Genomic DNA, 21,449 nt, shown 5'->3' on the forward strand with positions numbered 1-21,449 from the left:
ATTCGGCATAGGGTAGGCGTTTACGGCATTAGACGAGCCCCCCTTGCATCGCAATAGTTGCGCCTTTTTTCGCCTGCCAGTAAGCCGCTAACGCGCTCGGGGTGACCTTATACGGGGGCAGGGGCGCGAATGTTTTTCGTCATCGACGATCTGTTCGCGCCACTGCCCGAGTCCAACTGAAGTAAGGGTAACGATATGAAGAAGGCACGACTAAGCCTCGCCTGGCAGATCCTCATCGGTCTGGTGCTCGGGATTGCATTGGGCGCGCTGCTCAACCATTTCAGTGCCGAGAAGGCCTGGTGGATCAGCAATGTGCTGCAACCGGCGGGCGATATCTTTATCCGTCTGATCAAGATGATCGTGATCCCGATCGTGATTTCCTCGCTGATCGTCGGCATTGCCGGGGTTGGTGATGCCAAGAAGCTCGGGCGCATCGGTCTCAAGACCATCCTTTACTTCGAAGTCGTCACCACCATCGCCATCGTCGTCGGCCTGCTGCTGGCCAACTTCTTCCAGCCGGGCAGCGGCATCGACATGAGCACCCTGGGTACGGTGGATATTTCCAAGTACCAGGCCACGGCGGCGGAAGTCCGGCATGAACACGCGTTCATCGAGACCATCCTCAACCTGATCCCGTCGAACATCTTTGCCGCCGTCGCCCGTGGCGAGATGCTGCCGATCATTTTCTTCTCCGTCTTGTTCGGCCTGGGCCTGTCCAGCCTGCAATCGGACCTGCGCGAGCCGCTGGTGAAGATGTTCCAGGGCGTGTCGGAAAGCATGTTCAAGGTCACCCACATGATCATGCAATACGCCCCGATCGGCGTGTTCGCCCTGATCGCGGTGACCGTCGCCAACTTCGGTTTCGCGTCGCTGCTGCCGCTGGCGAAACTGGTGATCCTGGTTTACGTCGCCATCGCTTTCTTCGCCTTTGTGGTGATGGGCCTGATCGCCCGCCTGTTCGGCTTCTCGGTGCTCAAGCTGATGCGCATCTTCAAGGATGAGCTGGTGTTGGCCTATTCCACCGCCAGTTCCGAAACCGTGCTGCCGCGCGTGATCGAGAAGATGGAAGCCTACGGCGCGCCGAAAGCCATCTGCAGCTTCGTGGTGCCCACCGGTTATTCGTTCAACCTCGACGGTTCGACCCTGTACCAGAGCATCGCGGCGATTTTCATCGCCCAGCTGTACGGCATCGACCTGTCCATCAGCCAGCAATTGCTGCTGGTGCTGACCTTGATGGTCACCTCCAAAGGCATCGCCGGTGTGCCGGGCGTGTCGTTCGTGGTGTTGCTGGCAACCTTGGGCAGCGTGGGCATTCCGCTGGAAGGCCTGGCCTTCATCGCCGGCGCCGACCGCATCATGGACATGGCTCGTACCGCGCTGAACGTCATCGGCAACGCCCTGGCCGTACTGGTCATCTCCCGCTGGGAAGGCATGTACGACGATGCCAAGGGCCAGCGCTACTGGAACTCCCTGCCGCACTGGCGCAGCAAAGAGCCGCTGCCGGCGGGGGAAACTTCCAGCCGTTAAGATCCATTGTGGGAGTTTGGGCCAGCAGCAAAGAGCCTGAACCACCCCGGTCATTGTGGGAGCGAGCTTGCTCGCGATAGCGGTGTGTCAGCCAACATCAATGCTGACTGATCCGACGCCATCGCGAGCAAGCTCGGCTCCCACAGGAATTTGTGCCGGGCGCAAAGATTCTGAACAACCCGGCTCCCACAGGATCTGCCATAGGACTTTTTGTAGGCCCTGCGCAGTGCCAAGCAAACCCCGGAGAAATCCGGGGTTTGTCGTTTCTGCCAGCCCCGCTATCATTCGCGGCATCTTCCGGGGGATTTGACTGATGCTCAATGGCCTGTGGCTTGGCTTCTTTATCGTGGCTGCCGTGTCGGCGCTGGCGCAGTGGTTGGTCGGCGGCAACGCCGGGATCTTCGCGGCCATGGTGGAAAGTATTTTCGCCATGGCCAAGCTGTCGGTGGAGGTGATGGTCCTGCTGTTCGGCACCTTGACCCTGTGGCTGGGCTTCCTGCGCATCGCTGAAAAGGCCGGCATCGTCGACTGGCTGGCCAAGGCCCTCGGGCCGTTGTTCTTGCGCTTGATGCCGGAAGTGCCTGCCGGCCACCCGGCGATCGGCCTGATCACCCTCAACTTCGCCGCCAACGGCCTGGGCCTGGACAACGCGGCCACGCCCATCGGCCTCAAGGCCATGCGCGCCCTGCAAGACCTCAACCCCAGCCCGACTATCGCCAGCAATGCGCAGATCCTGTTCCTGGTGCTCAACGCCTCGTCGCTGACGCTGCTGCCGGTGACGATCTTCATGTACCGCGCCCAGCAAGGCGCGCCGGACCCGACCCTGGTGTTCCTGCCGATCCTGCTCGCCACCAGCGCCTCGACGCTGATGGGGCTGCTGTCGGTGGCGTTCATGCAGCGCCTGCGCTTGTGGGACCCGGTGGTGCTGGCTTATCTGATTCCGGGGGCGTTGGTGCTGGGCGGTTTCATAGCGCTGCTGGCGACGCTCTCGGCCACGGCGCTGGCGGGGCTGTCGTCGATCCTCGGTAACCTGACGCTGTTTGGCCTGATCATCCTGTTCCTGGTGGTGGGTGCCCTGCGCAAGGTCAAGGTGTACGAAGCCTTCATCGAAGGCGCCAAGGAGGGCTTCGACGTCGCCAAGACGTTGCTGCCATATCTGGTAGCGATGCTCTGCGCCGTCGGCGTGCTGCGTGCTTCGGGGGCGCTGGATTTCGGCCTCGACGGCATCCGGCACCTGGTGCAGTGGGCCGGCTGGGACACGCGCTTCGTCGATGCCCTGCCGACCGCCATGGTCAAGCCGTTCTCCGGCAGCGCCGCCCGGGCGATGCTGATCGAGACCATGAAGACTTCCGGCGTGGACAGCTTCCCGGCCCTGGTGGCGGCGACCATCCAGGGCAGCACCGAGACCACGTTCTACGTGCTGGCGGTCTATTTCGGCGCCGTGGGCATCCAGCGAGCGCGCCATGCCGTGGGGTGCGCGCTGCTGGCGGAGTTGGCCGGGGTCGTGGCGGCGATTGGCGTTTGCTACTGGTTCTTCGGTTGACCTGAGTCGCCCGGCGGACCCTAGGGTTGGGTCGGCGTTGCGAAACGCTGGCCTTGCTCCACTGTCCAGGCCACCACGTCGGCCGTCAGCCGGTCACCGGCCCGACCGAAGCCGTCTACCACCGCCGGCACTTTCACATCGCTCAGCGGCTGGCGCACTTCAAAACGGCGACTGGCCAGGATGCGCTGGTCGAAGCCGCGCACCAGCAGCGCGTCCAGGCGAATCACCACGCTGGCCGCGGTGCCCTGGTATTCGGTCTGGAACGCCTGCAGTTGCCCGCCCAGCTCCAGGTCCGCTTGCAGGTTGCTGTCGGCAACGCTCAACAACCTGACGCGTCCATCCTGGGCGAAGCCATCGAGCAGGCGGTTGCGCAACAGCACCGGGGCTGGGTCGCTCCAGCGCGAGGCGGCGTAGCTGCTGAACAGATTGCCCTGGGGGATTACCGCGATTTTCGGGCTGTTGAGCACTTCGCTGGTCTGAGGGTTGGCCAGGCGCAGCGACCAGCTCACCGCCGTGCCCGCAGACGCCGGGGCCTGGGTGGCGGGCAAGCGATACACATCCGAAGGTTCGGCCTTGGGCAAAATCGAGCAACCGCCCACCAGGACAAATCCTGCCAGCAGGAAAAGAGGGCGGATAAACCGGTTGGACGGCTTCATGGCGTGAACTCCTTGTCCTTGTCATTGCCCAGCAAATAACCGCTGGGGTTGGCATCCAGGCGCCGGGAGATGCCCCGCAGGGCGCTCAGGGTTTCGCGCAGTTCACGCACGGCTGGCGCCAGGGCATTGAGGCCCTGCATGCCGTTATTCAACGAATCGCGGTTGTCGTCCAGCAGCTTGTCGAGGGTCGCGGTGCTGCGAGCCAGGGACTGCATGGCCTGGCCGGCGTTGCCGAACGCCTGTTTGCCCTGGTCGTTGAGCAAACCATTGGCATTGCGCATCAACGCCGTGGTCTGTTCCAGCGTGGCGCTGGCCTGTTTGCCGATGGACGCCAGTTGCTGCATGGCCTGGCGAATATCGCCGCGCTGCTCGGCAATGACCCCGGTGGTTTGTTCCAGATGCTCGAGGGTCTTGCCCAGGCTTTGGACGTTGTTCGAGGAAAACACCTCATTGGCGTTGTGCAGCAGCAGGTTGATGCTGGTCATCAAGTCATCGCTGTTGTTGAGCAGGCGGGCAATAGGCGAGGGCGCAGCGATGATCACCGGCGGTTCCCCGTCGTGCCCGGTCAGTGCCGGGCTCTGGGGCGTGCCGCCACTGAGCTGGATAATCGAGGTGCCAGTGATGCCGGTCAGTGCCAGCTTGGCCTGGGTGTCTTGCTTGACCGGTGTTTCCCCGCTCAAGCGCACCCGCGCCAGCACCCGGCGAGGGTCGTTCGGGTCCAGGCGCAGGTTGACGACGTCGCCGACCTTGATCCCGCTGTATTCCACCGAGCTGCCCCGGGACAACCCGCTGACCGCCTCGTTGAACACCACTTCGTAATACTTGAATTCGCTGTCCACGTTGGACTTGGCCAGCCACAGGCCAAACAGCAGGGCGCCAGCCACCACAATGACGGTGAACAGGCCGATCAGCACATGATGGGCTCGGGTTTCCATGTCAAACCTCGTTGGATTGTGTAGCGGCCGATAACGCCGCGCGGCCGCGAGGGCCATGGAAGTATTCGTGAATCCAGGCGTCGTCGGTTTCCGACACCTTGTCGATGACATCGGCCACCAGTACTTTTTTCTGCGCCAGCACCGCCACCCGGTCGGTGATGGTGTAGAGGGTGTCCAGGTCGTGGGTGACCAGGAACACGCTGAGGCCCAAGGCATCGCGCAGTGTCAGGATCAACTGGTCGAACGCCGCCGCACCGATGGGATCGAGGCCGGCGGTGGGTTCGTCGAGAAACAGGATGTCCGGGTCCAGGGCCAGAGCACGGGCCAGGGCGGCACGCTTGATCATGCCGCCGGACAGCGAGGCGGGGTACTTGTCGGCGGCCGATAACGGCAGGCCGGCCAAGGCCAGCTTCACCGCCGCCAAGTGCTCGGCGTCGGCCCGGCTGAGCCCGGCGTGTTCGATCAGTGGCAGGGCGACGTTTTCTGTCACGGTCAGTGACGAGAACAGCGCGCCTTTCTGGAACAACACGCCAAAGCGCCGTTCCACCCGCGAACGTTGTTCCGGGGGCAGGCTCGGCAAGTCCTCGCCGAACACCCGTACGGAACCTTCGCTGGGCCGGTTCAGGCCGACGATGCTGCGCAGCAGCACCGATTTGCCGCTGCCGGAGCCGCCGACCACGGCAAGGATCTCGCCCTTGTACACGTCCAGGTCGAGGTTTTCATGCACGCTCTGGCGGCCAAAGCGATTGCACAGGCCGCGCACCTGAATCACCGCCTCGGTGGGTGGTCGCAAGGGTTGGCTCACCAGTTCATCTCCATGAAAAACAGCGCGGCCACGGCATCGAGCACAATCACCACGAAAATCGACTGCACCACGCTGGACGTGGTGTGAGCACCGACCGATTCGGCGCTGCCACTGACCTTGAAACCTTCCAGGCAGCCCACGGCGGCGATCAGGAAGGCAAAGATCGGCGCCTTGACCATCCCCACCAGGAAATGCTGCACACCAATGTCCGACTGCAACAGCGTCAGGAACATGGCCGGGGAAATACCCAGCGACAGGGCACACACGACACCGCCGCCGATAATGCCCGAGAGCATGGCCAGGAAGGTCAGCATCGGCAGCGCCACCAACAGCGCCAGCACCCGTGGGATCACCAGCAACTCGACCGGATCGAGGCCCAGGGTGCGGATCGCGTCGATTTCTTCGTTGGCCTTCATCGAGCCGATCTGCGCGGTGAACGCGCTGGCGGTGCGGCCCGCCATGAGGATCGCCGTCAGCAACACGCCGAACTCACGCAGGAACGAGAACGCCACCAGGTCCACGGTAAAGATGCTGGCGCCGAAATCGGCCAGCACCGTTGCGCCGAGAAAGGCCACCACCGCGCCCACCAAAAACGTCAGCAGGGCGACGATGGGGGCTGCGTCCAGGCCGGTCTGTTCGATGTGAACGACCATCGGCGTCATGCGCCAACGCCTGGGGCGAAACAGGTTGCGGGCCAGGGTTTCCAGGATCAGGCCGACAAAACCCAGCAGTTGCAGGGTGTCTTGCCAGACTTTTTCCACGGCGCGGCCAATACGCGTCAGCAGTTGTGTCAGCACGCTGACCTGCGGCTCTTTCACCGGCACACAGAAGTCCGTCAGCGAGCAATAGACCGTCTGCAACAGCGCCCGCTCGGCGGCCGGCAAGCTGCAATCGGGGTGCTCGGCGGTCTTGCCCAGCCGCTCGGACCCCAGCAGTTCCACCAGCAACGAAGCCCCGGCGGTGTCGAGGGCGCCGAGGCCGTTGAGGTCGATCAGGGTGTTCTCGTCGTATTGGCCGCGCAAGGATTCGCTCAAGCGCTTGAGCTGCGCGTAATGGGCCAGCGTCCAGTCGCCGCCGACCCAGAGCTGCGCCGGAGAGCGAGACGTGTCCAGCCGGGCTGTGCCGGTGTGGGATCCGGGGGTCATAAGCTCCATGCTCGTTCGACTTGAACAGCGCTACCTAATAGCACGACCGCCGTTATTTTGCCTCGGGTGCGTCAGCGCTCACGTTGAAACGCAGCACGCCGATCATCTGGCCATTTTCCGTCAGCACCCGCACTTGCCATTTGCCCGTCGGGTCTTGCGGGAAGTTCTGCTTGTGGGTCCAGGCGCGATAGCCTTCCTTGCGCCCGCCATGGATGTCCAGGGCGATGCGGTCGACTTCTTTACCGTTGAACTGCCAGACGTGATAAATCCGCTCATCAAGCCCTCGCGGCGCGTTGATGGCGGTGTAGGCGTACAGGCCGTTGCCACGAATCTGGGCCGCACTGACTTCCTTGAGGCTGGCGCCCGGCGTGCGGTCTTCCAGTTGGGTGCTGATCGCCACTTCGGTCATCCACAGCGTGGCCGGTGGCACCCAGGAGCGCAGCACCCAGCCGGCGGCGCCAATCCCCAGGGTGATGCACAGGATCGCCAGGGCGTTGCGTACGGTGCGGATCGGGAAGATCGAGGCCAGGCTGGGAAACGACAGCAGCATGGCAATGCCCAGCGCCAGCTTGAAGCTCTGGTCGGTGGTCAGGTGCAGGATCACCGGCAGCGCAGTGAGCAGGGCGGCGAACAGCGTCAGCGTGTGCAACGCCAGGAACGCCCAGCGCCGGGGCGCCAGCCATTTGTAGTACAGCGGGTCGGTGATCGAAATCAGCGCCGCGATCGTCAGCAGGCCGGTGAAAATCAGCTGGCTGCTGTTCCAGGTGGTGGTAATGAAGAAAAACGGCAGGACGAAAAACAGGCTTTCCTGGTGAATCATCTGCGTGGCGTAGCGCAACAGCGGCTGGGGGATTTCCCGTTTGAAAATCCGCGCGAACAGCCGGGTCATGCTGTTCTCGACCATCAGCCAGAGCCAGCTCACCAGCATCATGATGGCGATCCACGTCGCCAGGCCCTGCTGGCGGTCCACCAGCATGAAACTGCCGACCCCGGAAATGAAACCACCGAGCGCGATGACCCCTGGATAGCGCTTCATCAGTTCAAGGATGCGCTGGATGTAGAGAGTCAGGTTTTGCATTCAGTGGTTTCACAGTAAGTCGTAGGAAATATCCCTGACAGAGTATCGTCAGGACATCGATGTGACGAGCATTGTTGTGGCTTGGCACCGCCCTGTAGGAGCTGCCGAAGGCTGCGATCTTTTGATCTTGATCTTTCACTTGAGATTCAAGCGCCAGGGGAAAGATCGCAGCCTCGTTGCACTCGTCAGCTCCTACGTCGGCGGCGTACCTGCCACATCACCATTGCGAGCAACAACAACCCCAGCAGACCGCTCAGCCCCCAGACGAGCTCATCGTCACTGAGCAACGGTTTCTCGATGCGCAGGTAACCCGGGTCCTTGAGCAGTTCGCGCAGGGCCACGTTGGCCTGTTCCAGGCTTACCTCCTGCAGGCGCAGGGCCGGGTTGGCGAAACGGCCGTCTTCATAATCGCCCAGGGCACCCCAGTAGTAATCGGCCAGTGCGCTGTTGCCTTGAACCGCCCAGGACTGATGGGCAATGGCCGCGCGCTTGATGCGCACGAAATCGGCGGGGTCCAGGCCGTCCTTGAGCAATCTCTTGCGCAGTTCTTCCAGCGCCTGTTCGGCTTCGGGCAAGTCTTCGCGGGACAGGTCGGCGTTCAGGCTGAAGAAGCCAACGCCGCCGAACACCTCGCGCTCGGTCCACGGTCCGTAGGACAAGCCACGGGCCAGGCGCAATTGACGGTAGAGCGCCCAGTCCAGGTAATCCTTGAGCAGGTCGAAGGTTTCGTCATGCTGCTCGTCCAGCACCGGCTCCGGGAACAGCCAGTGAAGCTTGGCGCTGTTGCCGACCAGGCCATGGATCAGGTTGCGCTTGGTGACCGCCTTGTAGCGAATCTGCGGCAGCGCCTCGTGTGGGCTGGGCTCCACCGGCTCGAGTTCGCCAAAGGCGCGCTCCAGGTAGGCCGGCAGCAGTCGGTCAAGGTCGCCGACCACGATCAGGGTCATATTGTTCGGTGCATACCAGTCCTTGCGCACCTGTTCGAGGCGGGCGAGGGTATGGCGCTCGACCTCGGCCCGTTCCGCGCACCGCAGGCCCAGCTCAACCGCCAGCTGGTTGCTGGCCTTGTGGCCCAGGTCCTGATGATCGAGCCAGCGTTGCAGGTGGGTGTAGTGGCCACCGTCCTCGCGTTCCACCACCCGCTTGGCCGCCTCCAGGGCTTTTTCATCGATACGGGTGCGGGTCAACAGCGCCAGCAGCAGGTCCAGGATCTTGCGTTGATTGCGCGCTGGCGCCTCGATCACGAACGTGGTGTCGGCGTTGCTCGTGAAGGCATTCCACTCGCCACCCAAGGCCTGCATGCGCTCTTCCAGGCCGCCTTCACCGCCCTCATCGACGCCGCTGAACAGCAGGTGTTCGAGCAGATGCGGCAGTTCCTTGTCGGCGCAACTGAAGTCGTCCAGGCCCACGCCGACCACCAAGCGGATCGCCACATGCCCGCGCTCGCTGCCCGGTTTGAGCATCAGCTGCAGGCCGTTGGGCAACGTATAGCCTTCGACCTGGAACCGGTCCAGGGCGAACACGGGCAGTGAACCGAGCAAAAGAAAGGCGAACAACAGACAACGCATAAGGGCTTCCTGGCGGCTGAGTGGAGGTCCATGGTGCCGGGCAGGCCGTCATCGGCGGATCGTCGCCCGGAGTTGGCTCGCTCCCCCTATCGAATCTATGCGGTGTTCATGACAACGGGAGCAGGCGGGCCAGCGAACGGTTTCAGGCCCGAGCCATTGTTACTGACTGACCAATGCGCCAGTCGTTCACGGCGAATGGGTAATGTCGCTAATTTCATCCGCCGCCAGCGCGCCGATCTCGGCGGTCTCCAGGACCACATAGGCACTGCCGCAAAACAGCGAATTGAGGCGTCTCATGTCGGCGATCAGCTCCAGGTGCAGGGAACTGGTCTCCAGGCTTTGCACGACCTTGCGCTGCAGGCGGCTGACATGGGCATGGGCCATGCGCCGTTCCTGCGCCCGAAAGCGACGTTTCTCACGCAGCAACTGACGGGCGCTTTCCCGGTCGGCACTGAGAAATACCGACAGCCCCAGCCGCAGGTTGGCGATCAGGTGGCTGTGCAGCCCCGCCAGTTCCTCCAGGCCCACCTCGGAAAAGGAGCGACGTTGCGAGGTCTTCTGCTGCTGGACCTTGCGCAACATGCGCTCGATCAGGTCGCTGGCCAGTTTCAGGTTGATCGCCAGCTCGATGATTTCCGCCCAGCGGCGGCTGTCCTGCTCACTGAGGTCCTCACGGGGCATTTGCGCCATGTACAACTTGATTGCGCTGCACAACGCTTCGACGTCGTCACTCATGCGCCGCACGTCCTGGGTCACCGCCGTCTGCGTACCCCGCAGCACGTCCAGCATGGCTTCGAGCATGCTTTCGATCAGATCGCCGATGCGCAAGGTTTCCCGGGCCGCGTTCGCCAGCGCCAGGCTCGGGGTGACGAGGGCGGTAGGGTCCAGATGTCGCGGCTTGGCCGTGCCGTTGGTGTCCGGACGTTCCGGCAGCAACCAGGCACAGAGCCGCGCCATGGGGGCGACGCTGGGCAGCAGCACCAGGCAACGCACGGTGTTGTAGAGCAGATGGAACCCAATCACCGTTTCCTGGGGGCTGAAATCCAGGCTGTCGAGCCAGCCCACCAGCGGGTCGAGCACTGGAATGATCAACAACAGCCCGATCAGCTTGTACAGCAGGCTGCCCAGTGCCACCTGGCGCCCGGCGGTGTTCTGCATGCTGGTGCTGAGGAACGCCAGTATGCCGCTGCCGATGTTGGCGCCGATCACCAGGCCGATGGCCACCGGCAGGCTGATCACCGCGGCGCCGGCCAGCGTCGCGGTCAACAGCACGGCGGCCAGGCTGGAATAGGAGATCATCGCGAACAACGCGCCGACCAAGGCATCGAGCAGGATGTCGCCGGTCAGCGAGGCGAAGATCACTTTCACGCCCTGGGCGTGGGTGATGGGCGCCGCGGCTTCGACGATCAATTGCAGGGCCAGGATGATCAGGCCCAGACCGATGCCGACCCGACCCATTTGCCCGACGCGGGTCTGTTTGCGCGAGAGGAAAAAAATCACCCCGAGGAAAATCAGCAGCGGCGACAGCCACGACAGGTCGAGGGTCAGCACCCGTGCCATCAGCGCGGTGCCGACGTCGGCGCCGAGCATGGTCGCCAGGGCCGGGGTCAGCGCCATCAGGCCCTGGCCGACGAACGAGGTGACGAGCATGGCCGTGGCGTTGCTGCTCTGGACCATGGCCGTGACCATGATGCCGGCGACAAACGCCAGCCAGCGCCGGGACATGTTCTGGCCGATGACATGGCGCAGGTTCGAGCCATAGACCCGCAAGATCCCGGTACGCACGATATGCGTGCCCCAGATCAGCAGGGCGACGGCGGAGAGCAAATTCAGCAGGGTCAGCATGAGGAGCCCCCTGTTAGCGTCCCAAAGGGACAAATTGGCGATGCCACATTCTTCTTTCTTGTACTTAAGCTGTAGTTGGCGAACGGTTCGGGCGCCAGCATTGCACAGCTAAAGAATCGTTTGAAACAAAACTGTCATAAAAATACATCCCTCGAAAACCACCAAACCCCCTGTGGGAGCGAGCTTGCTCGCGATGGCGGTAGGTCAGTCACATTAATGCTGTCTGATCCACCGCTTTCGCGAGCAAGCTCGCTCCCACAGGTTTTGTATTCGGCCACTTTTTCGCGGGCATGAAAAAGGGGCTCCAAGAGCCCCTTCATTCATTGCCCTGTACAGTTACTGACCAGGAACGTCCTTGCGCAGTTTCACCGGGTCCTGCTGCTTGCGCTTGCGTGCAATCGCAGTGCGCATCTTGATGTTGATGGCTTCCACCGCCAGGGAAAACGCCATGGCGAAGTAGACGTAGCCTTTTGGCACATGCACGTCGAACGACTCGGCGATCAGCACGGTACCGACCACCAGCAGGAACGACAGCGCGAGCATTTTCAGCGACGGGTGCTTGTCGATGAACTCACTGATAGTGGCCGAGGCCAGCATCATCACCAGCACGGCGACGATGATCGCCGCCACCATCACCGGAACATGGGAGACCATGCCGACGGCGGTAATGACCGAGTCCAGGGAGAACACGATGTCGATGATCGCGATCTGGATGATCGTGTAGATGAATTTGCCGCCCTTGCCCGAAGGTTCGTCGTTGGTTTCATCTTCGCCTTCCAGCGCGTGGTACATCTCCTGGGAGCTTTTCCACAGCAGGAACAGGCCACCGAAGAACAGGATCAGGTCACGACCGGAGATGCCCTGGCCGAACACTTCGAACAAATCGGCGGTCAGGCGCATGACCCAGGTGATGGACAGCAGCAACAGGATCCGCGTGACCATGGCCAGCGCCAGGCCGAAGATCCGGGTGCGCGCCTGCATGTGCTTGGGCATGCGGCTGACCAGGATCGAGATCATGATGATGTTGTCGATGCCCAGGACAATTTCCAGGGCGGTCAGGGTAAAGAAGGCAACCCAGATTTCCGGGTTGGTCAGCCATTCCATGTGAGTTCCTTTGAGCGAGTGTTAGGCCGCGCCGCCGATGGCGGCGCAGCGGGCATTGCTTTTATAGAGTGCTGAACAGCGGAAAGATCCCCATCAGCAAGGCGGCGAACATTATGCACAGGCAAACCAGTACTGCCCACTTCAGGGTGAAGCGCTGGTGATCACCGAATTCGATCCCGGCCAGGGCTACCAGCAGGTAGGTCGACGGAACCAGCGGGCTTAACAGGTGGACGGGCTGGCCGACGATGGAGGCACGGGCCATTTCAACGGCAGTGATGCCGTAATGGCTGGCAGCCTCGGCGAGAACCGGTAACACCCCGTAATAAAATGCATCGTTCGACATGAAGAACGTGAACGGCATGCTCACCAGTGCGGTAATCACTGCCAGGTACGGGCCGAGGAAGTCCGGGATCACTGCCAGCAGGCTCTTGGACATGGCGTCGACCATGCCGGTGCCGGACAGGATACCGGTAAAGATACCGGCTGCGAAAATCAGCCCGACCACCGCCAACACGCTGCCGGCGTGGGCCGCAACGCGGTCTTTCTGCTGTTGCAGGCAAGGGTAGTTGACGATCATCGCGATACTGAAGGCCACCATGAACAGCACCGGCAGCGGCAACAGGCCGGCGATCAGGGTGCCCATCAGGCCCAGGGTCAATGCGCCGTTGAACCAGATCAGCTTCGGACGACGGGCGTCCGGGAACTGGGAAACGCTGATTTCGCTGTGGTCGATTTCATCACCGACCAGATGCAATTCACCCAGGCGTGCGCGCTCGCGCTTGCCGTACATGTAGGCAATCAGCAGGATCGCCACCACACCGGCGGCCATCGCCGGAATCATCGGCACGAAGATGTCGGAGGGGTCCACGTGCAGGGCGCTGGCGGCACGGGCCGTCGGGCCGCCCCACGGGGTCATGTTCATCACGCCGCCGGCGAGGATGATCAGGCCAGCCATGATGCGTGGGCTCATGCCGATGCGGCTGTAGAGCGGCAGCATCGCGGCCACGCAGATCATGTAAGTGGTCGCGCCGTCACCATCAAGGGAAACGACGAGCGCCAGAACGGCGGTACCGACCGAAACTTTCAACGGGTCGCCCTTGACCAGCTTGAGGATCTTGCGCACGGCCGGGTCGAACAGGCCGGAGTCGATCATCAGGGCAAAATACAGAATCGCGAACATCAGCATCACCCCGGTCGGGGCGAGCTTGGTGATGCCTTCGAGCATCATCGGGCCGATCTTCGGCGCAAAGCCACCGAACAGGGCGAACAGGATCGGGATGATGATCAGGGCGATCAGCGCGGACAGGCGCTTGGTCATGATCAGGAACATGAACGTGATGACCATGGCGAAGCCAAGGAAAGTCAGCATAGGAAATACTCCAGGCGTGGCGCGGCGGGCAAAGGCGAACCGGACAGGTCAGCGCGAGATGCAGGGCACGGGACGGACGGATGGAGTGGGTGCAGCGGGACGGGTAGCAGCGGACATCAGAATCACCATTGTTGTTGTTAAAAGGGCCGAACGAGCCTTGAAAACTCGCTTTGGCCGACCGGTCTTTTGCCGGTAGTGGGGGTGATCCTAATCGCGCTAGCTTTCAGCAAGCTTTCGCCGCAGACAATGGAGTTTTTTCTGTGGGGCAAGGCTCACCTGTGGGAGCAAAATTTATCTGTGGGGTAAAGCTCACCTGTGGGAGCAAAGCTTGCTCGCGATGAAGCTGACACATTCCCGCTTGAGAGCCGCGGCGTCTTCATCGCGAGCAAGCTTTGCTCCCACAGAAAAGCGGTGCGCCACCGGTCAATCAAAACGCCGAAAGATTCAACGGCCGCACCGCGCCCATCCAGATCGCATGCTCGGTGTGGTCGATCAGGTCATCGCCGGTCTCCGGGTGCAGGAAAATCACCAGGCCCTTGCGATTGAGCGCCAGCCACGGCAGGACCACGCCGATGTACTGCGGGTCGAAGGCCAGCTGACAGCTCCAGTCCGGGTGCGGGCCGACTGGGCGTTGATGGACGCGGCCCATTTTCAGCGGAAACAGTTGCGCCGCTTCCTCGCACAAGGCCCGCGCCTGGTCGAGGGTGTGGGCGTCGAAATACACGTGGGCGTGGTAGCCCTTGATCCGCTGCATCTGTCACTCCTTGAAAAGAGGCGAACCCTCGCCGTTTGCCGCGGGTCAGAGCCTTTACACGCGGGATAAAGAGGAAAGCAGCCATGAAAAACGCCGAAACCCCGGTCATCAAAGTGGTGCTCTATGGTGCCATGAGCAGCCTCGGCAGTGCGTTGATGGCTGAAATGCTGCGGCGCCAGCACGAAGTCATCGCCATTCTCGACGATCTTACTGCCCTGGCTCCACGCCCGGGCCTGCGGACCAAGACCGGTGATCTTTTCGATCCCGAGCGGGTCAAGCAAAGTGTTGCCGGTGCCAGCGCCGTGGTGTGTCTGCTCAACGCGCCGGGGCTGCCGATGAACAGCGAACAAGTGGAGCGCACATTGATTCCCGGCCCGGTGGAGCAAGTATTGGCCGTGGATGCACTGATCGCCGGCATGCAGGCGGTGAATATTCCCCGGCTGTTCCTGGTGGGCGACTTTGCGGTGCTCGACGAGGAGCCGACGGACGACGATTTGCAGCGCCATGCCGCCGAAGAAGTGCTCGATGCCCTGAAGAACAGCACCTTGCAGTGGACCTTGATCAACGCACCCTATGCCGCGCCTGGCCTGGGCATCGAACATTTCAGCCAGGTCAGCACCAGCCTCGAACCCGGCATGGCCGAATCCCTGGAGCGACTCAACCGGGTGGCGGTCGGCATCGCCGATGAGCTGCGCCTGAACCTGCACGTGGGCGAGCACGTCAGCTTCGTGGCCGCCAACTAGCTGTGGACACACATTCCCGTGGCGAGGGAGCTTGCTCCCGCTGGGCCGGTCCGACGCTTCGGGCGAAGCAGCCCCAAAAAAACGGCCACATACTCAAACAGCAATCGACGGCAACGGCAGTCCCGTGAGCGATTCGGCACTGTTGGCCTGTTCTTCCATCAGCCAATCGACGAATTGCCTGATCAACACACCGCGGCGTTTACGCTGGGGCAAGACCACGTAATACCCCAGCCGCGACAACACCGTCTCGGCGATCGGACGACACAACAGGCCTTGCGCCAATAAGTTATCCACAAGGTGCCGCCAGCCGATGGCGACGCCTTGGCCACCAATCGCCGCCTGGATGAGCAGTGTGTAGTTGTCGAAGCGCAGTTGCCCGGGCGCCGGCGGCGAGGTGATGCCCAGCTCGCGGAATACGCCGCTCCAGTCGAACCAGCTGTTGCTGTTGCCCGCGCGCAGGTGCAGCAATGGAAACTCCGCCAAGGCCTGGGCGGACAAGGGCAGGGGACGTTCCTTGAGCAGCAGCGGACTGCACACCGGAAAGACTTCTTCGCTGAACAACCAACGACTTTCACCTTGTTTGAAGCGACCGTCGCCGAACAGCACGGCAACGTCGATATCAGTGCGCAGCATGTTGTGGTTGCGTTCGCTGGTCACCAGGCTGACGTCCACCTGCGGATTGGCGGCGTGGAAGCGATGCAAGCGCGGCATCAGCCAATAGGCGGCGAAGGCGAAGTCCGTGGCGACTTGCAGCACCTCATGCTGATGCTGGGCAGTGATCGCACTCAGCCCGGCATCGATGCTTTGCAAGCCGGCCTGGACCTGCTCGAACAGGATCGTCCCGGCCTCGGTCAGTTCGATGCCGCGGTAGATGCGGTCGAACAACCGCGTACCCAGTTGCTCTTCCAGGCGCTTGATCTGCTGGCTGATGGCCGGTTGCGTGGTGCCCAGCTCAATCGCCGCCGCCGTAAAGCTTTGTTGGCGTGCTGCGGCTTCAAAGGCACGGAACAGTTCCAGGGACAGGTCACCCAGGGCGTCATACATAAGCTGTGCTTATCCTAGTCATTATCCTGCATGGGCTTTACCCCAAAACTCGGGGGCTACATGCTCAATCGCAGCAATGTCGCATAACTGCCTACTATGGAATGCCGCGAATACATGAAGCGCAAGAACATTCTTTTCATCATGGCCGATCAAATGGCCGCGCCAATGTTGCCGATCTACGGTCCTTCGCCGATCAAGCTGCCGAACCTGTCGCGCCTCGCCTCTGAGGGCGTGGTGTTCGATGCCGCCTATTGCAACAGCCCGCTGTGCGCACCGTCGCGTTTCACCCTGGTGAGCGGCCAGTTGCCGAGCAAGATCGGTGCGTACGACAACGCGGCGGATTTCCCGGCGGACGTGCCGACCTACGCCCATTACCTGCGTCGCCTCGGCTACCGTACGGCGCTGTCCGGCAAGATGCACTTTTGCGGGCCGGACCAGCTGCACGGCTACGAGGAGCGCCTGACCAGCGACATCTACCCGGCCGATTACGGCTGGGCGGTGAACTGGGACGAGCCGAACGTGCGGCCGAGTTGGTACCACAACATGTCGTCGGTGTTGCAGGCCGGGCCGTGCGTGCGCACCAACCAGCTGGATTTCGATGAAGAAGTGGTATTCAAGGCCCAGCAGTACTTGTTCGATCACATTCGCGAGGACGGTGATCAGCCGTTTTGCCTCACCGTATCGATGACCCACCCACACGACCCGTACACGATTCCCAAGGCGTTCTGGGATTTGTATGACGACAGCGACATCCCGTTGCCGCAGACCCCGGCGCAAACGGCGCTCGACCCCCATTCCCAGCGGCTGCTGAAGGTCTATGACCTGTGGGACAAGCCAATGCCTGTGGATAAGATTCGGGATGCCCGCCGCGCCTATTTCGGCGCGTGCAGCTACATTGACAGCAACGTCGGCAAGCTCCTGCAAACCCTGGAAGACACCGGTCTGCTGGACGATACGATCATCGTGTTCTCCGGCGATCACGGGGACATGCTCGGCGAAAAGGGCCTCTGGTACAAAATGCACTGGTTCGAAATGGCTGCCCGCGTCCCGTTGCTCATCAGCGCACCGGGGCAGTTCGCCAGCGGCCGGGTGGGCGCGGCCGTGTCCACCGCCGACTTGCTGCCGACCCTGGTCGAGCTGGCCGGCGGCACGTTGGAACCGGGCTTGCCGCTGGATGGCCGTTCGCTGGTGCCGCATCTGCAAGGGCAGGGCGGGCATGACGAAGTCTTCGGTGAATACATGGCCGAAGGCACCATCAGTCCCTTGATGATGATCCGTCGCGGCCAGTGGAAATTCATCTACAGCGAAGATGACCCGTGCCTGCTGTTCGACCTGCGCAACGATCCCAAGGAACTGGAAAATCTCAGCCAATCCGCTGAGCATCAATCCTTGTTCGCCGAATTTCTCGCCGAGGCGCGTGCCAAGTGGGACATCCCGACCATTTATCAACAGGTGCTCGCCAGCCAGCGGCGCCGCCGTTTCGTCGCCCAGGCGCTGACCCTGGGCAAACTCAAGAGCTGGGATCACCAGCCGCTGGTGGACGCCAGCCAGCAGTACATGCGTAACCACATCGACCTCGACGATCTGGAACGCAAGGCCCGTTATCCACAACCCTGCCAAAACCAATAACGTAAGGGGCAAGCCATGCAAAAGTTATCCACAGTACTGACCGCTGGACTGTTGGCGTTGAGCAGTGTTTCGGCCTGGGCCGAGCAAAGCTGCGAAACGGTGAAGATGGCCGACCCGGGCTGGAGCGATATCGCCGCCACCAATGCCATCACCGGTTTCCTGCTGGACGGGATGGGCTACAAGGCCAAGGTCGACACCCTCGCGGTGCCGATCACCTTCGGTGGCCTCAAGGATGGCCAGGTGGATGTGTTTTTGGGTAACTGGATGCCGGCGCAGCAGGGTTTCTATGACAAGTTCGTCGCCAATGGTGACGTCACGCAACTGGCCAAGAACCTCGACGGCACTGAATTCACCCTGGCGGTCCCGGACTACGTCTGGGATGCCGGTGTGCATAACTTTGCCGACTTGAACAAATTCGCCGACAAGTTCGACAAGAAGATCTACGGCATCGGCTCCGGCGCTCCGGCCAACCTCTCCCTGAAAGAAATCATCAAGACCAATGACTTCGGCATGGGCGAGTGGAAACTGGTGGAATCCAGCGAGCAGGCGATGCTGGCGGAAGTCTCCCGGGCGGTGAAGAAACAGAAGTTCGTGACCTTCCTCGGCTGGACCCCGCACCCGATGAACGTGCAATTGAAAATGCACTACCTCAAGGGCGGCGAGAAATACTTCGGCGACACCGGCAGCGTCTACACCCTGACCCGCAAAGGTTATGCACAGGCCTGCCCGAACGTGGGCAAGCTGCTGACCAACCTGAGCTTCACCCAGGACATGGAAAACAGCATCATGTCTGAGGTGGTGAACAACAAGGTCAGCAACGCCGACGCGGCCAAGGCCTGGATCAAGGCCAACCCGGCGGTCCTGGATAAATGGCTGGACGGTGTGAAGACCCTCGATGGCAAGGATGCGCTGGCGGCGGTGAAGGCCAAGCTCTAGGCATAATGGTGTGGCGAGCCGCTCTTGTGGCGAGGGAGCTTGCTCCCGCTGGGCTCTGTAGGAGCTGGCGAAGCCTGCGATCTTTTGATCTTTCGCTTGAAACTCAAGTGTCTGGGGAAAGATCGCAGCCTCGTTGCACTCGACAGCTCCTACAGGCTCAGCGGGAGCAAGCTCCCTCGCCACATGGGTTCACCTGATACTCTTGCGCCAAACCCCATCCTTGAGGCCCCATGGCAATCCCCACGCGCCGTTCACTCTTGCCTTTCCTGAGCTGGCTGCCTCGGCAGACCCGCGCCAGTGTCGGCCGTGACCTGATCGTCGGCCTGAGCGGCGCGATTCTCGCGTTGCCGCAGTCCATTGCCTACGCCCTGATTGCCGGTCTGCCACCGGAATACGGCTTGTATGCGGCGATCGTGCCGGTGCTGATCGCCTGCCTGTGGGGTTCGTCGTGGCACCTGATCTGCGGGCCCACGGCGGCGATTTCCATCGTCTTGTACGCCACCGTCAGTCCGCTGGCCGTCCCCGCCAGCCAGGACTACATCACCTTGATCCTGCTGCTGACGGTGTTGGCAGGCATTTTCCAGTGGTTGCTGGGGTTGCTGCGTTTCGGGGCGCTGGTGAATTTCGTCTCGCATTCGGTGGTGCTGGGTTTCACCCTGGGCGCGGCGGTGGTCATCGCCCTGGGGCAGTTGCCGAACCTGCTGGGCCTCGACCTGCCGAACGAAGCCACGGCGTTGAGGGGCCTGCTGATGCTGGTCGACCACATCGGGGCTGTGGATAAGCCGTCGCTGCTGTTGGGGTTGGGGACCCTGGTCCTGGGTGTGGTGCTCAAGCGCTTGCTGCCGCGCTGGCCGAGCCTGTTGATAACTTTAGTCATCAGCAGCCTGGTGGTCTGGTTGTGGCCGGCGATGTTCGCGCATGTGGCGCTGGTCAGTGCCTTTGCCGGGCGCCTGCCGCCGCTCACGCTGCTGCCATTGGACCTGGAGCTGATCCTGCGCCTGCTGCCCGGGGCGGTCGCGGTGGGCATGCTCGGGCTGGTCACCAGCCTGTCCATCGCCCGCTCGCTGTCGGTACGTTCCGGGCAATTGCTCGATGCGAACCAGGAGGTGAGGGCGCAGGGGCTTTCCAACCTTGTTGGCGGATTTTTCTCCGGATCATTGTCGGCCGGTTCCTTTACCCGTTCCGGCCTCAGCTATGAAGCCGGGGCCTGCTCGCCCCTGGCCGGGGTGTTCTCGGCCTTGTGGGTGGCGTTGTTTGCGGTCGCCGGGGCGAACCTGATCGCGCACATCCCGATTCCGGCCATGGCCGGCAGCATTCTGCTGATCGCCTGGGGGCTGGTGGACCACCGCGGTATCCGGGCGTTGTACCGTGTGAGCCGCGCCGAATTCGTGGTGATGGGCCTGACCTGCCTGGCCACGTTGCTGCTGGAGCTGCAAACCGCCATCTACGCCGGCGTACTGGCTTCGCTGTTCTTTTACCTCAAGCGCACTTCACAGCCGCGGGTGCAGCATTTTCGCGAAGGGGAGGCGGAAATCCTGCGGGTCGGCGGCTCGATCTTTTTCGGCGCCAGCCATTACCTGCAAGCGCGCCTGCAACGGTTGCAGGCACAACGGGTGGTCATCGATGCCCAGCAGATCAATTTCATCGATTATTCCGGGGTGGAAATGCTCCACCAGGAAGCCCGGCGCCTGCGCAGCCAGGGCCGTAGCCTGACCTTGCGCATGGCCCGGCCGCAGGTGGTGGAGGAGTTGTTGAAGCTGGAGGGTACGCAGAAGTGCCCGATTCACTTCGAGGATTGAAGAGATTCAACCTCTGTAGGAGCTGCCGAAGGCTGCGATCTTTTGATTTTGATCTTTCGCTTGAGATTCAAGTGTCTGGGGAAAGATCGCAGCCTCGTTGCACTCGACAGCTCCTACACAGCTCCTACACAGCTCCTAAATAGCTCCTAGAGCGCCAACTGGCGGCGCAGCTCGGCCAGCACCGGCGCGGTGTCCGGGCGTACCCCGCGCCACAGGTAGAACGCTTCGCCCGCCTGTTCGGCGAGCATGCCCAGGCCATCCATCGCCACCGCCGCGCCGTGTTCCTTGGCCCAACGGCAGAACGAGGTCGGTTCCTTGCCATACATCATGTCGTAGCAAACCGTCTTGCCGGGCTCGATCAGGCTGGCGGCAATCGGCGGTACATCCCCCGACAGGCTCGCGGAAGTGGCGTTGATGATCAGGTCCACCGGCTCTTGCAGCCAGTCGAACCCGCTGGCTGAGACCGGGCCCAGGTCGGCGAACAACTCGGCCAGCAATTCGGCCTTTTCCACCGTGCGATTGGCGATGATCACCGAGGCCGGCGCTTCGGCCAGCAGCGGTTCCAGGGCACCGCGCACCGCGCCGCCAGCCCCCAGCAGCAGGATGCGCTTGCCCTTGAGGCTGAAGCCGGCATTGACGGTCAGGTCCCGGACCAGCCCGGCGCCGTCGGTGTTGTCACCCAGCAGACGACCGTCGGCCAGTTTGCTCAACGTATTGACCGCCCCGGCCCGCTGGGCCCGCTCGGTCAGGCTGTCGGCCAGGCGGAAGGCGTCTTCCTTGAACGGCACCGTGACGTTCGCCCCACGTCCCTGGCGGAAAAATTCTCGGGCGCAACCTGCGAAATCCTCCAAGGGCGCCAGCAGCGTGCTGTAGTCCAGGGTTTGCCCGGTCTGCTCGGCAAACAGGCGATGGATCAACGGCGACTTGCTGTGGCCGATCGGGTTACCCATTACAACGTAGTGGTCCATG

18 protein-coding genes are annotated in these 21,449 nt (G+C 62.2%); 6 read left to right on the forward strand and 12 right to left on the reverse strand.

Annotated elements, in window-relative coordinates; translation table 11 throughout:
* Positions 1-195: 195 nt before the first annotated feature.
* Together gltP and LOY50_RS00240 are read left to right on the forward strand one after the other, a co-directional pair.
* A complete protein-coding gene (gltP, locus tag LOY50_RS00235) occupies positions 196-1,527 on the forward strand; it encodes a glutamate/aspartate:proton symporter GltP (RefSeq protein ID WP_214511159.1) in 1,332 nt (443 codons plus the stop codon).
* Between the two features lie 313 nt (positions 1,528-1,840).
* Positions 1,841-3,070: a nucleoside recognition domain-containing protein gene (locus LOY50_RS00240; protein ID WP_258690108.1), complete on the forward strand. Its 1,230-nt coding sequence runs from the start codon at positions 1,841-1,843 to the stop codon at positions 3,068-3,070.
* Positions 3,071-3,090: 20 nt separating this feature from the next.
* Here LOY50_RS00240 and LOY50_RS00245 read toward each other — a convergent pair whose 3' ends face one another.
* From LOY50_RS00245 to LOY50_RS00290, 10 genes are all read right to left on the reverse strand, one after another.
* Positions 3,091-3,726: an ABC-type transport auxiliary lipoprotein family protein gene (locus LOY50_RS00245; protein WP_253470623.1), complete on the reverse strand. Its 636-nt coding sequence runs from the start codon at positions 3,724-3,726 to the stop codon at positions 3,091-3,093.
* Positions 3,723-4,661, reverse strand: a complete 939-nt coding sequence (locus LOY50_RS00250; protein WP_253470625.1) for an MlaD family protein — start codon at positions 4,659-4,661, stop codon at positions 3,723-3,725. Before LOY50_RS00250 ends, LOY50_RS00245 begins: the two co-directional genes overlap by 4 nt.
* Before the next feature lies 1 nt (position 4,662).
* A complete protein-coding gene (locus LOY50_RS00255; RefSeq protein ID WP_063323605.1) occupies positions 4,663-5,466 on the reverse strand; it encodes an ABC transporter ATP-binding protein in 804 nt (267 codons plus the stop codon).
* Positions 5,463-6,611, reverse strand: coding sequence for an ABC transporter permease (locus LOY50_RS00260; RefSeq protein ID WP_214511163.1), 1,149 nt, complete (start codon positions 6,609-6,611; stop codon positions 5,463-5,465). The genes LOY50_RS00255 and LOY50_RS00260 overlap by 4 nt, the downstream gene beginning before the upstream one ends.
* Before the next feature lie 52 nt (positions 6,612-6,663).
* Positions 6,664-7,689, reverse strand: a complete 1,026-nt coding sequence (locus tag LOY50_RS00265; RefSeq protein WP_003196268.1) for a DUF5924 family protein — start codon at positions 7,687-7,689, stop codon at positions 6,664-6,666.
* A 185-nt stretch (positions 7,690-7,874) separates the two neighbouring features.
* Positions 7,875-9,257 carry a pitrilysin family protein gene (locus tag LOY50_RS00270; protein ID WP_258690109.1) on the reverse strand — a complete coding sequence of 461 codons (1,383 nt, stop codon included), beginning with the start codon at positions 9,255-9,257 and terminating at the stop codon, positions 7,875-7,877.
* 186 nt (positions 9,258-9,443) lie between these two features.
* Positions 9,444-11,102 (reverse strand): Na/Pi cotransporter family protein, encoded by a 1,659-nt coding sequence (locus LOY50_RS00275; protein ID WP_253470633.1) that lies wholly within the window; start codon positions 11,100-11,102, stop codon positions 9,444-9,446.
* Between the two features lie 336 nt (positions 11,103-11,438).
* Complete coding sequence (locus tag LOY50_RS00280) at positions 11,439-12,206, reverse strand: TerC family protein (RefSeq protein WP_214511166.1); 768 nt, start codon at positions 12,204-12,206, stop codon at positions 11,439-11,441.
* 61 nt (positions 12,207-12,267) lie between these two features.
* Positions 12,268-13,575 (reverse strand): CitMHS family transporter, encoded by a 1,308-nt coding sequence (locus LOY50_RS00285; protein WP_003196275.1) that lies wholly within the window; start codon positions 13,573-13,575, stop codon positions 12,268-12,270.
* A gap of 427 nt (positions 13,576-14,002) precedes the next feature.
* Positions 14,003-14,329, reverse strand: coding sequence for a DOPA 4,5-dioxygenase family protein (locus LOY50_RS00290; RefSeq protein ID WP_258690110.1), 327 nt, complete (start codon positions 14,327-14,329; stop codon positions 14,003-14,005).
* Between the two features lie 83 nt (positions 14,330-14,412).
* Between LOY50_RS00290 and LOY50_RS00295 the strand changes: the two genes are divergently transcribed.
* Complete coding sequence (locus LOY50_RS00295) at positions 14,413-15,072, forward strand: NAD(P)-dependent oxidoreductase (protein WP_214511168.1); 660 nt, start codon at positions 14,413-14,415, stop codon at positions 15,070-15,072.
* A gap of 93 nt (positions 15,073-15,165) precedes the next feature.
* Here LOY50_RS00295 and LOY50_RS00300 read toward each other — a convergent pair whose 3' ends face one another.
* A complete protein-coding gene (locus tag LOY50_RS00300) occupies positions 15,166-16,116 on the reverse strand; it encodes a choline sulfate utilization transcriptional regulator (protein ID WP_253470639.1) in 951 nt (316 codons plus the stop codon).
* Positions 16,117-16,230: 114 nt separating this feature from the next.
* On the opposite strand from LOY50_RS00300, the gene betC reads away from it, so the two are divergent.
* From betC to LOY50_RS00315, 3 genes are all read left to right on the forward strand, one after another.
* On the forward strand, positions 16,231-17,745 hold the full coding sequence (betC, locus tag LOY50_RS00305) for a choline-sulfatase (protein WP_258690111.1): 1,515 nt from the start codon (positions 16,231-16,233) through the stop codon (positions 17,743-17,745).
* Positions 17,746-17,760: 15 nt separating this feature from the next.
* Entirely contained in the window at positions 17,761-18,681 is a 921-nt protein-coding gene (choX, locus tag LOY50_RS00310; RefSeq protein WP_018602678.1) for a choline ABC transporter substrate-binding protein, read from the forward strand.
* A 230-nt stretch (positions 18,682-18,911) separates the two neighbouring features.
* Positions 18,912-20,480 carry a SulP family inorganic anion transporter gene (locus tag LOY50_RS00315; RefSeq protein WP_258690112.1) on the forward strand — a complete coding sequence of 523 codons (1,569 nt, stop codon included), beginning with the start codon at positions 18,912-18,914 and terminating at the stop codon, positions 20,478-20,480.
* Positions 20,481-20,626: 146 nt separating this feature from the next.
* Here LOY50_RS00315 and aroE read toward each other — a convergent pair whose 3' ends face one another.
* Positions 20,627-21,448: a shikimate dehydrogenase gene (aroE, locus tag LOY50_RS00320; RefSeq protein ID WP_253470647.1), complete on the reverse strand. Its 822-nt coding sequence runs from the start codon at positions 21,446-21,448 to the stop codon at positions 20,627-20,629.
* Position 21,449: the final 1 nt, after the last annotated feature.

Source organism: Pseudomonas sp. B21-010, assembly GCF_024749325.1.
GTDB classification, from domain to species: domain Bacteria; phylum Pseudomonadota; class Gammaproteobacteria; order Pseudomonadales; family Pseudomonadaceae; genus Aquipseudomonas; species Aquipseudomonas kilonensis.

Excerpts from the sequence above, each read along its gene's own strand:
- choX (WP_018602678.1), top strand. The coding sequence starts at position 17,761 with ATGCAAAAGTTATCCACAGTACTGACCGCTGGACTGTTGGCGTTGAGC.
- LOY50_RS00250 (WP_253470625.1), bottom strand. The coding sequence starts at position 4,661 with ATGGAAACCCGAGCCCATCATGTGCTGATCGGCCTGTTCACCGTCATT.
- gltP (WP_214511159.1), top strand. The coding sequence starts at position 196 with ATGAAGAAGGCACGACTAAGCCTCGCCTGGCAGATCCTCATCGGTCTG.
- LOY50_RS00270 (WP_258690109.1), bottom strand. The coding sequence starts at position 9,257 with ATGCGTTGTCTGTTGTTCGCCTTTCTTTTGCTCGGTTCACTGCCCGTG.
- LOY50_RS00260 (WP_214511163.1), bottom strand. The coding sequence starts at position 6,611 with ATGACCCCCGGATCCCACACCGGCACAGCCCGGCTGGACACGTCTCGC.
- LOY50_RS00285 (WP_003196275.1), bottom strand. The coding sequence starts at position 13,575 with ATGCTGACTTTCCTTGGCTTCGCCATGGTCATCACGTTCATGTTCCTG.
- betC (WP_258690111.1), top strand. The coding sequence starts at position 16,231 with ATGAAGCGCAAGAACATTCTTTTCATCATGGCCGATCAAATGGCCGCG.
- LOY50_RS00265 (WP_003196268.1), bottom strand. The coding sequence starts at position 7,689 with ATGCAAAACCTGACTCTCTACATCCAGCGCATCCTTGAACTGATGAAG.
- LOY50_RS00290 (WP_258690110.1), bottom strand. The coding sequence starts at position 14,329 with ATGCAGCGGATCAAGGGCTACCACGCCCACGTGTATTTCGACGCCCAC.
- LOY50_RS00315 (WP_258690112.1), top strand. The coding sequence starts at position 18,912 with ATGGCAATCCCCACGCGCCGTTCACTCTTGCCTTTCCTGAGCTGGCTG.
- LOY50_RS00295 (WP_214511168.1), top strand. The coding sequence starts at position 14,413 with ATGAAAAACGCCGAAACCCCGGTCATCAAAGTGGTGCTCTATGGTGCC.
- LOY50_RS00275 (WP_253470633.1), bottom strand. The coding sequence starts at position 11,102 with ATGCTGACCCTGCTGAATTTGCTCTCCGCCGTCGCCCTGCTGATCTGG.
- LOY50_RS00280 (WP_214511166.1), bottom strand. The coding sequence starts at position 12,206 with ATGGAATGGCTGACCAACCCGGAAATCTGGGTTGCCTTCTTTACCCTG.
- LOY50_RS00300 (WP_253470639.1), bottom strand. The coding sequence starts at position 16,116 with ATGTATGACGCCCTGGGTGACCTGTCCCTGGAACTGTTCCGTGCCTTT.
- LOY50_RS00240 (WP_258690108.1), top strand. The coding sequence starts at position 1,841 with ATGCTCAATGGCCTGTGGCTTGGCTTCTTTATCGTGGCTGCCGTGTCG.
- aroE (WP_253470647.1), bottom strand. The coding sequence starts at position 21,448 with ATGGACCACTACGTTGTAATGGGTAACCCGATCGGCCACAGCAAGTCG.
- LOY50_RS00245 (WP_253470623.1), bottom strand. The coding sequence starts at position 3,726 with ATGAAGCCGTCCAACCGGTTTATCCGCCCTCTTTTCCTGCTGGCAGGA.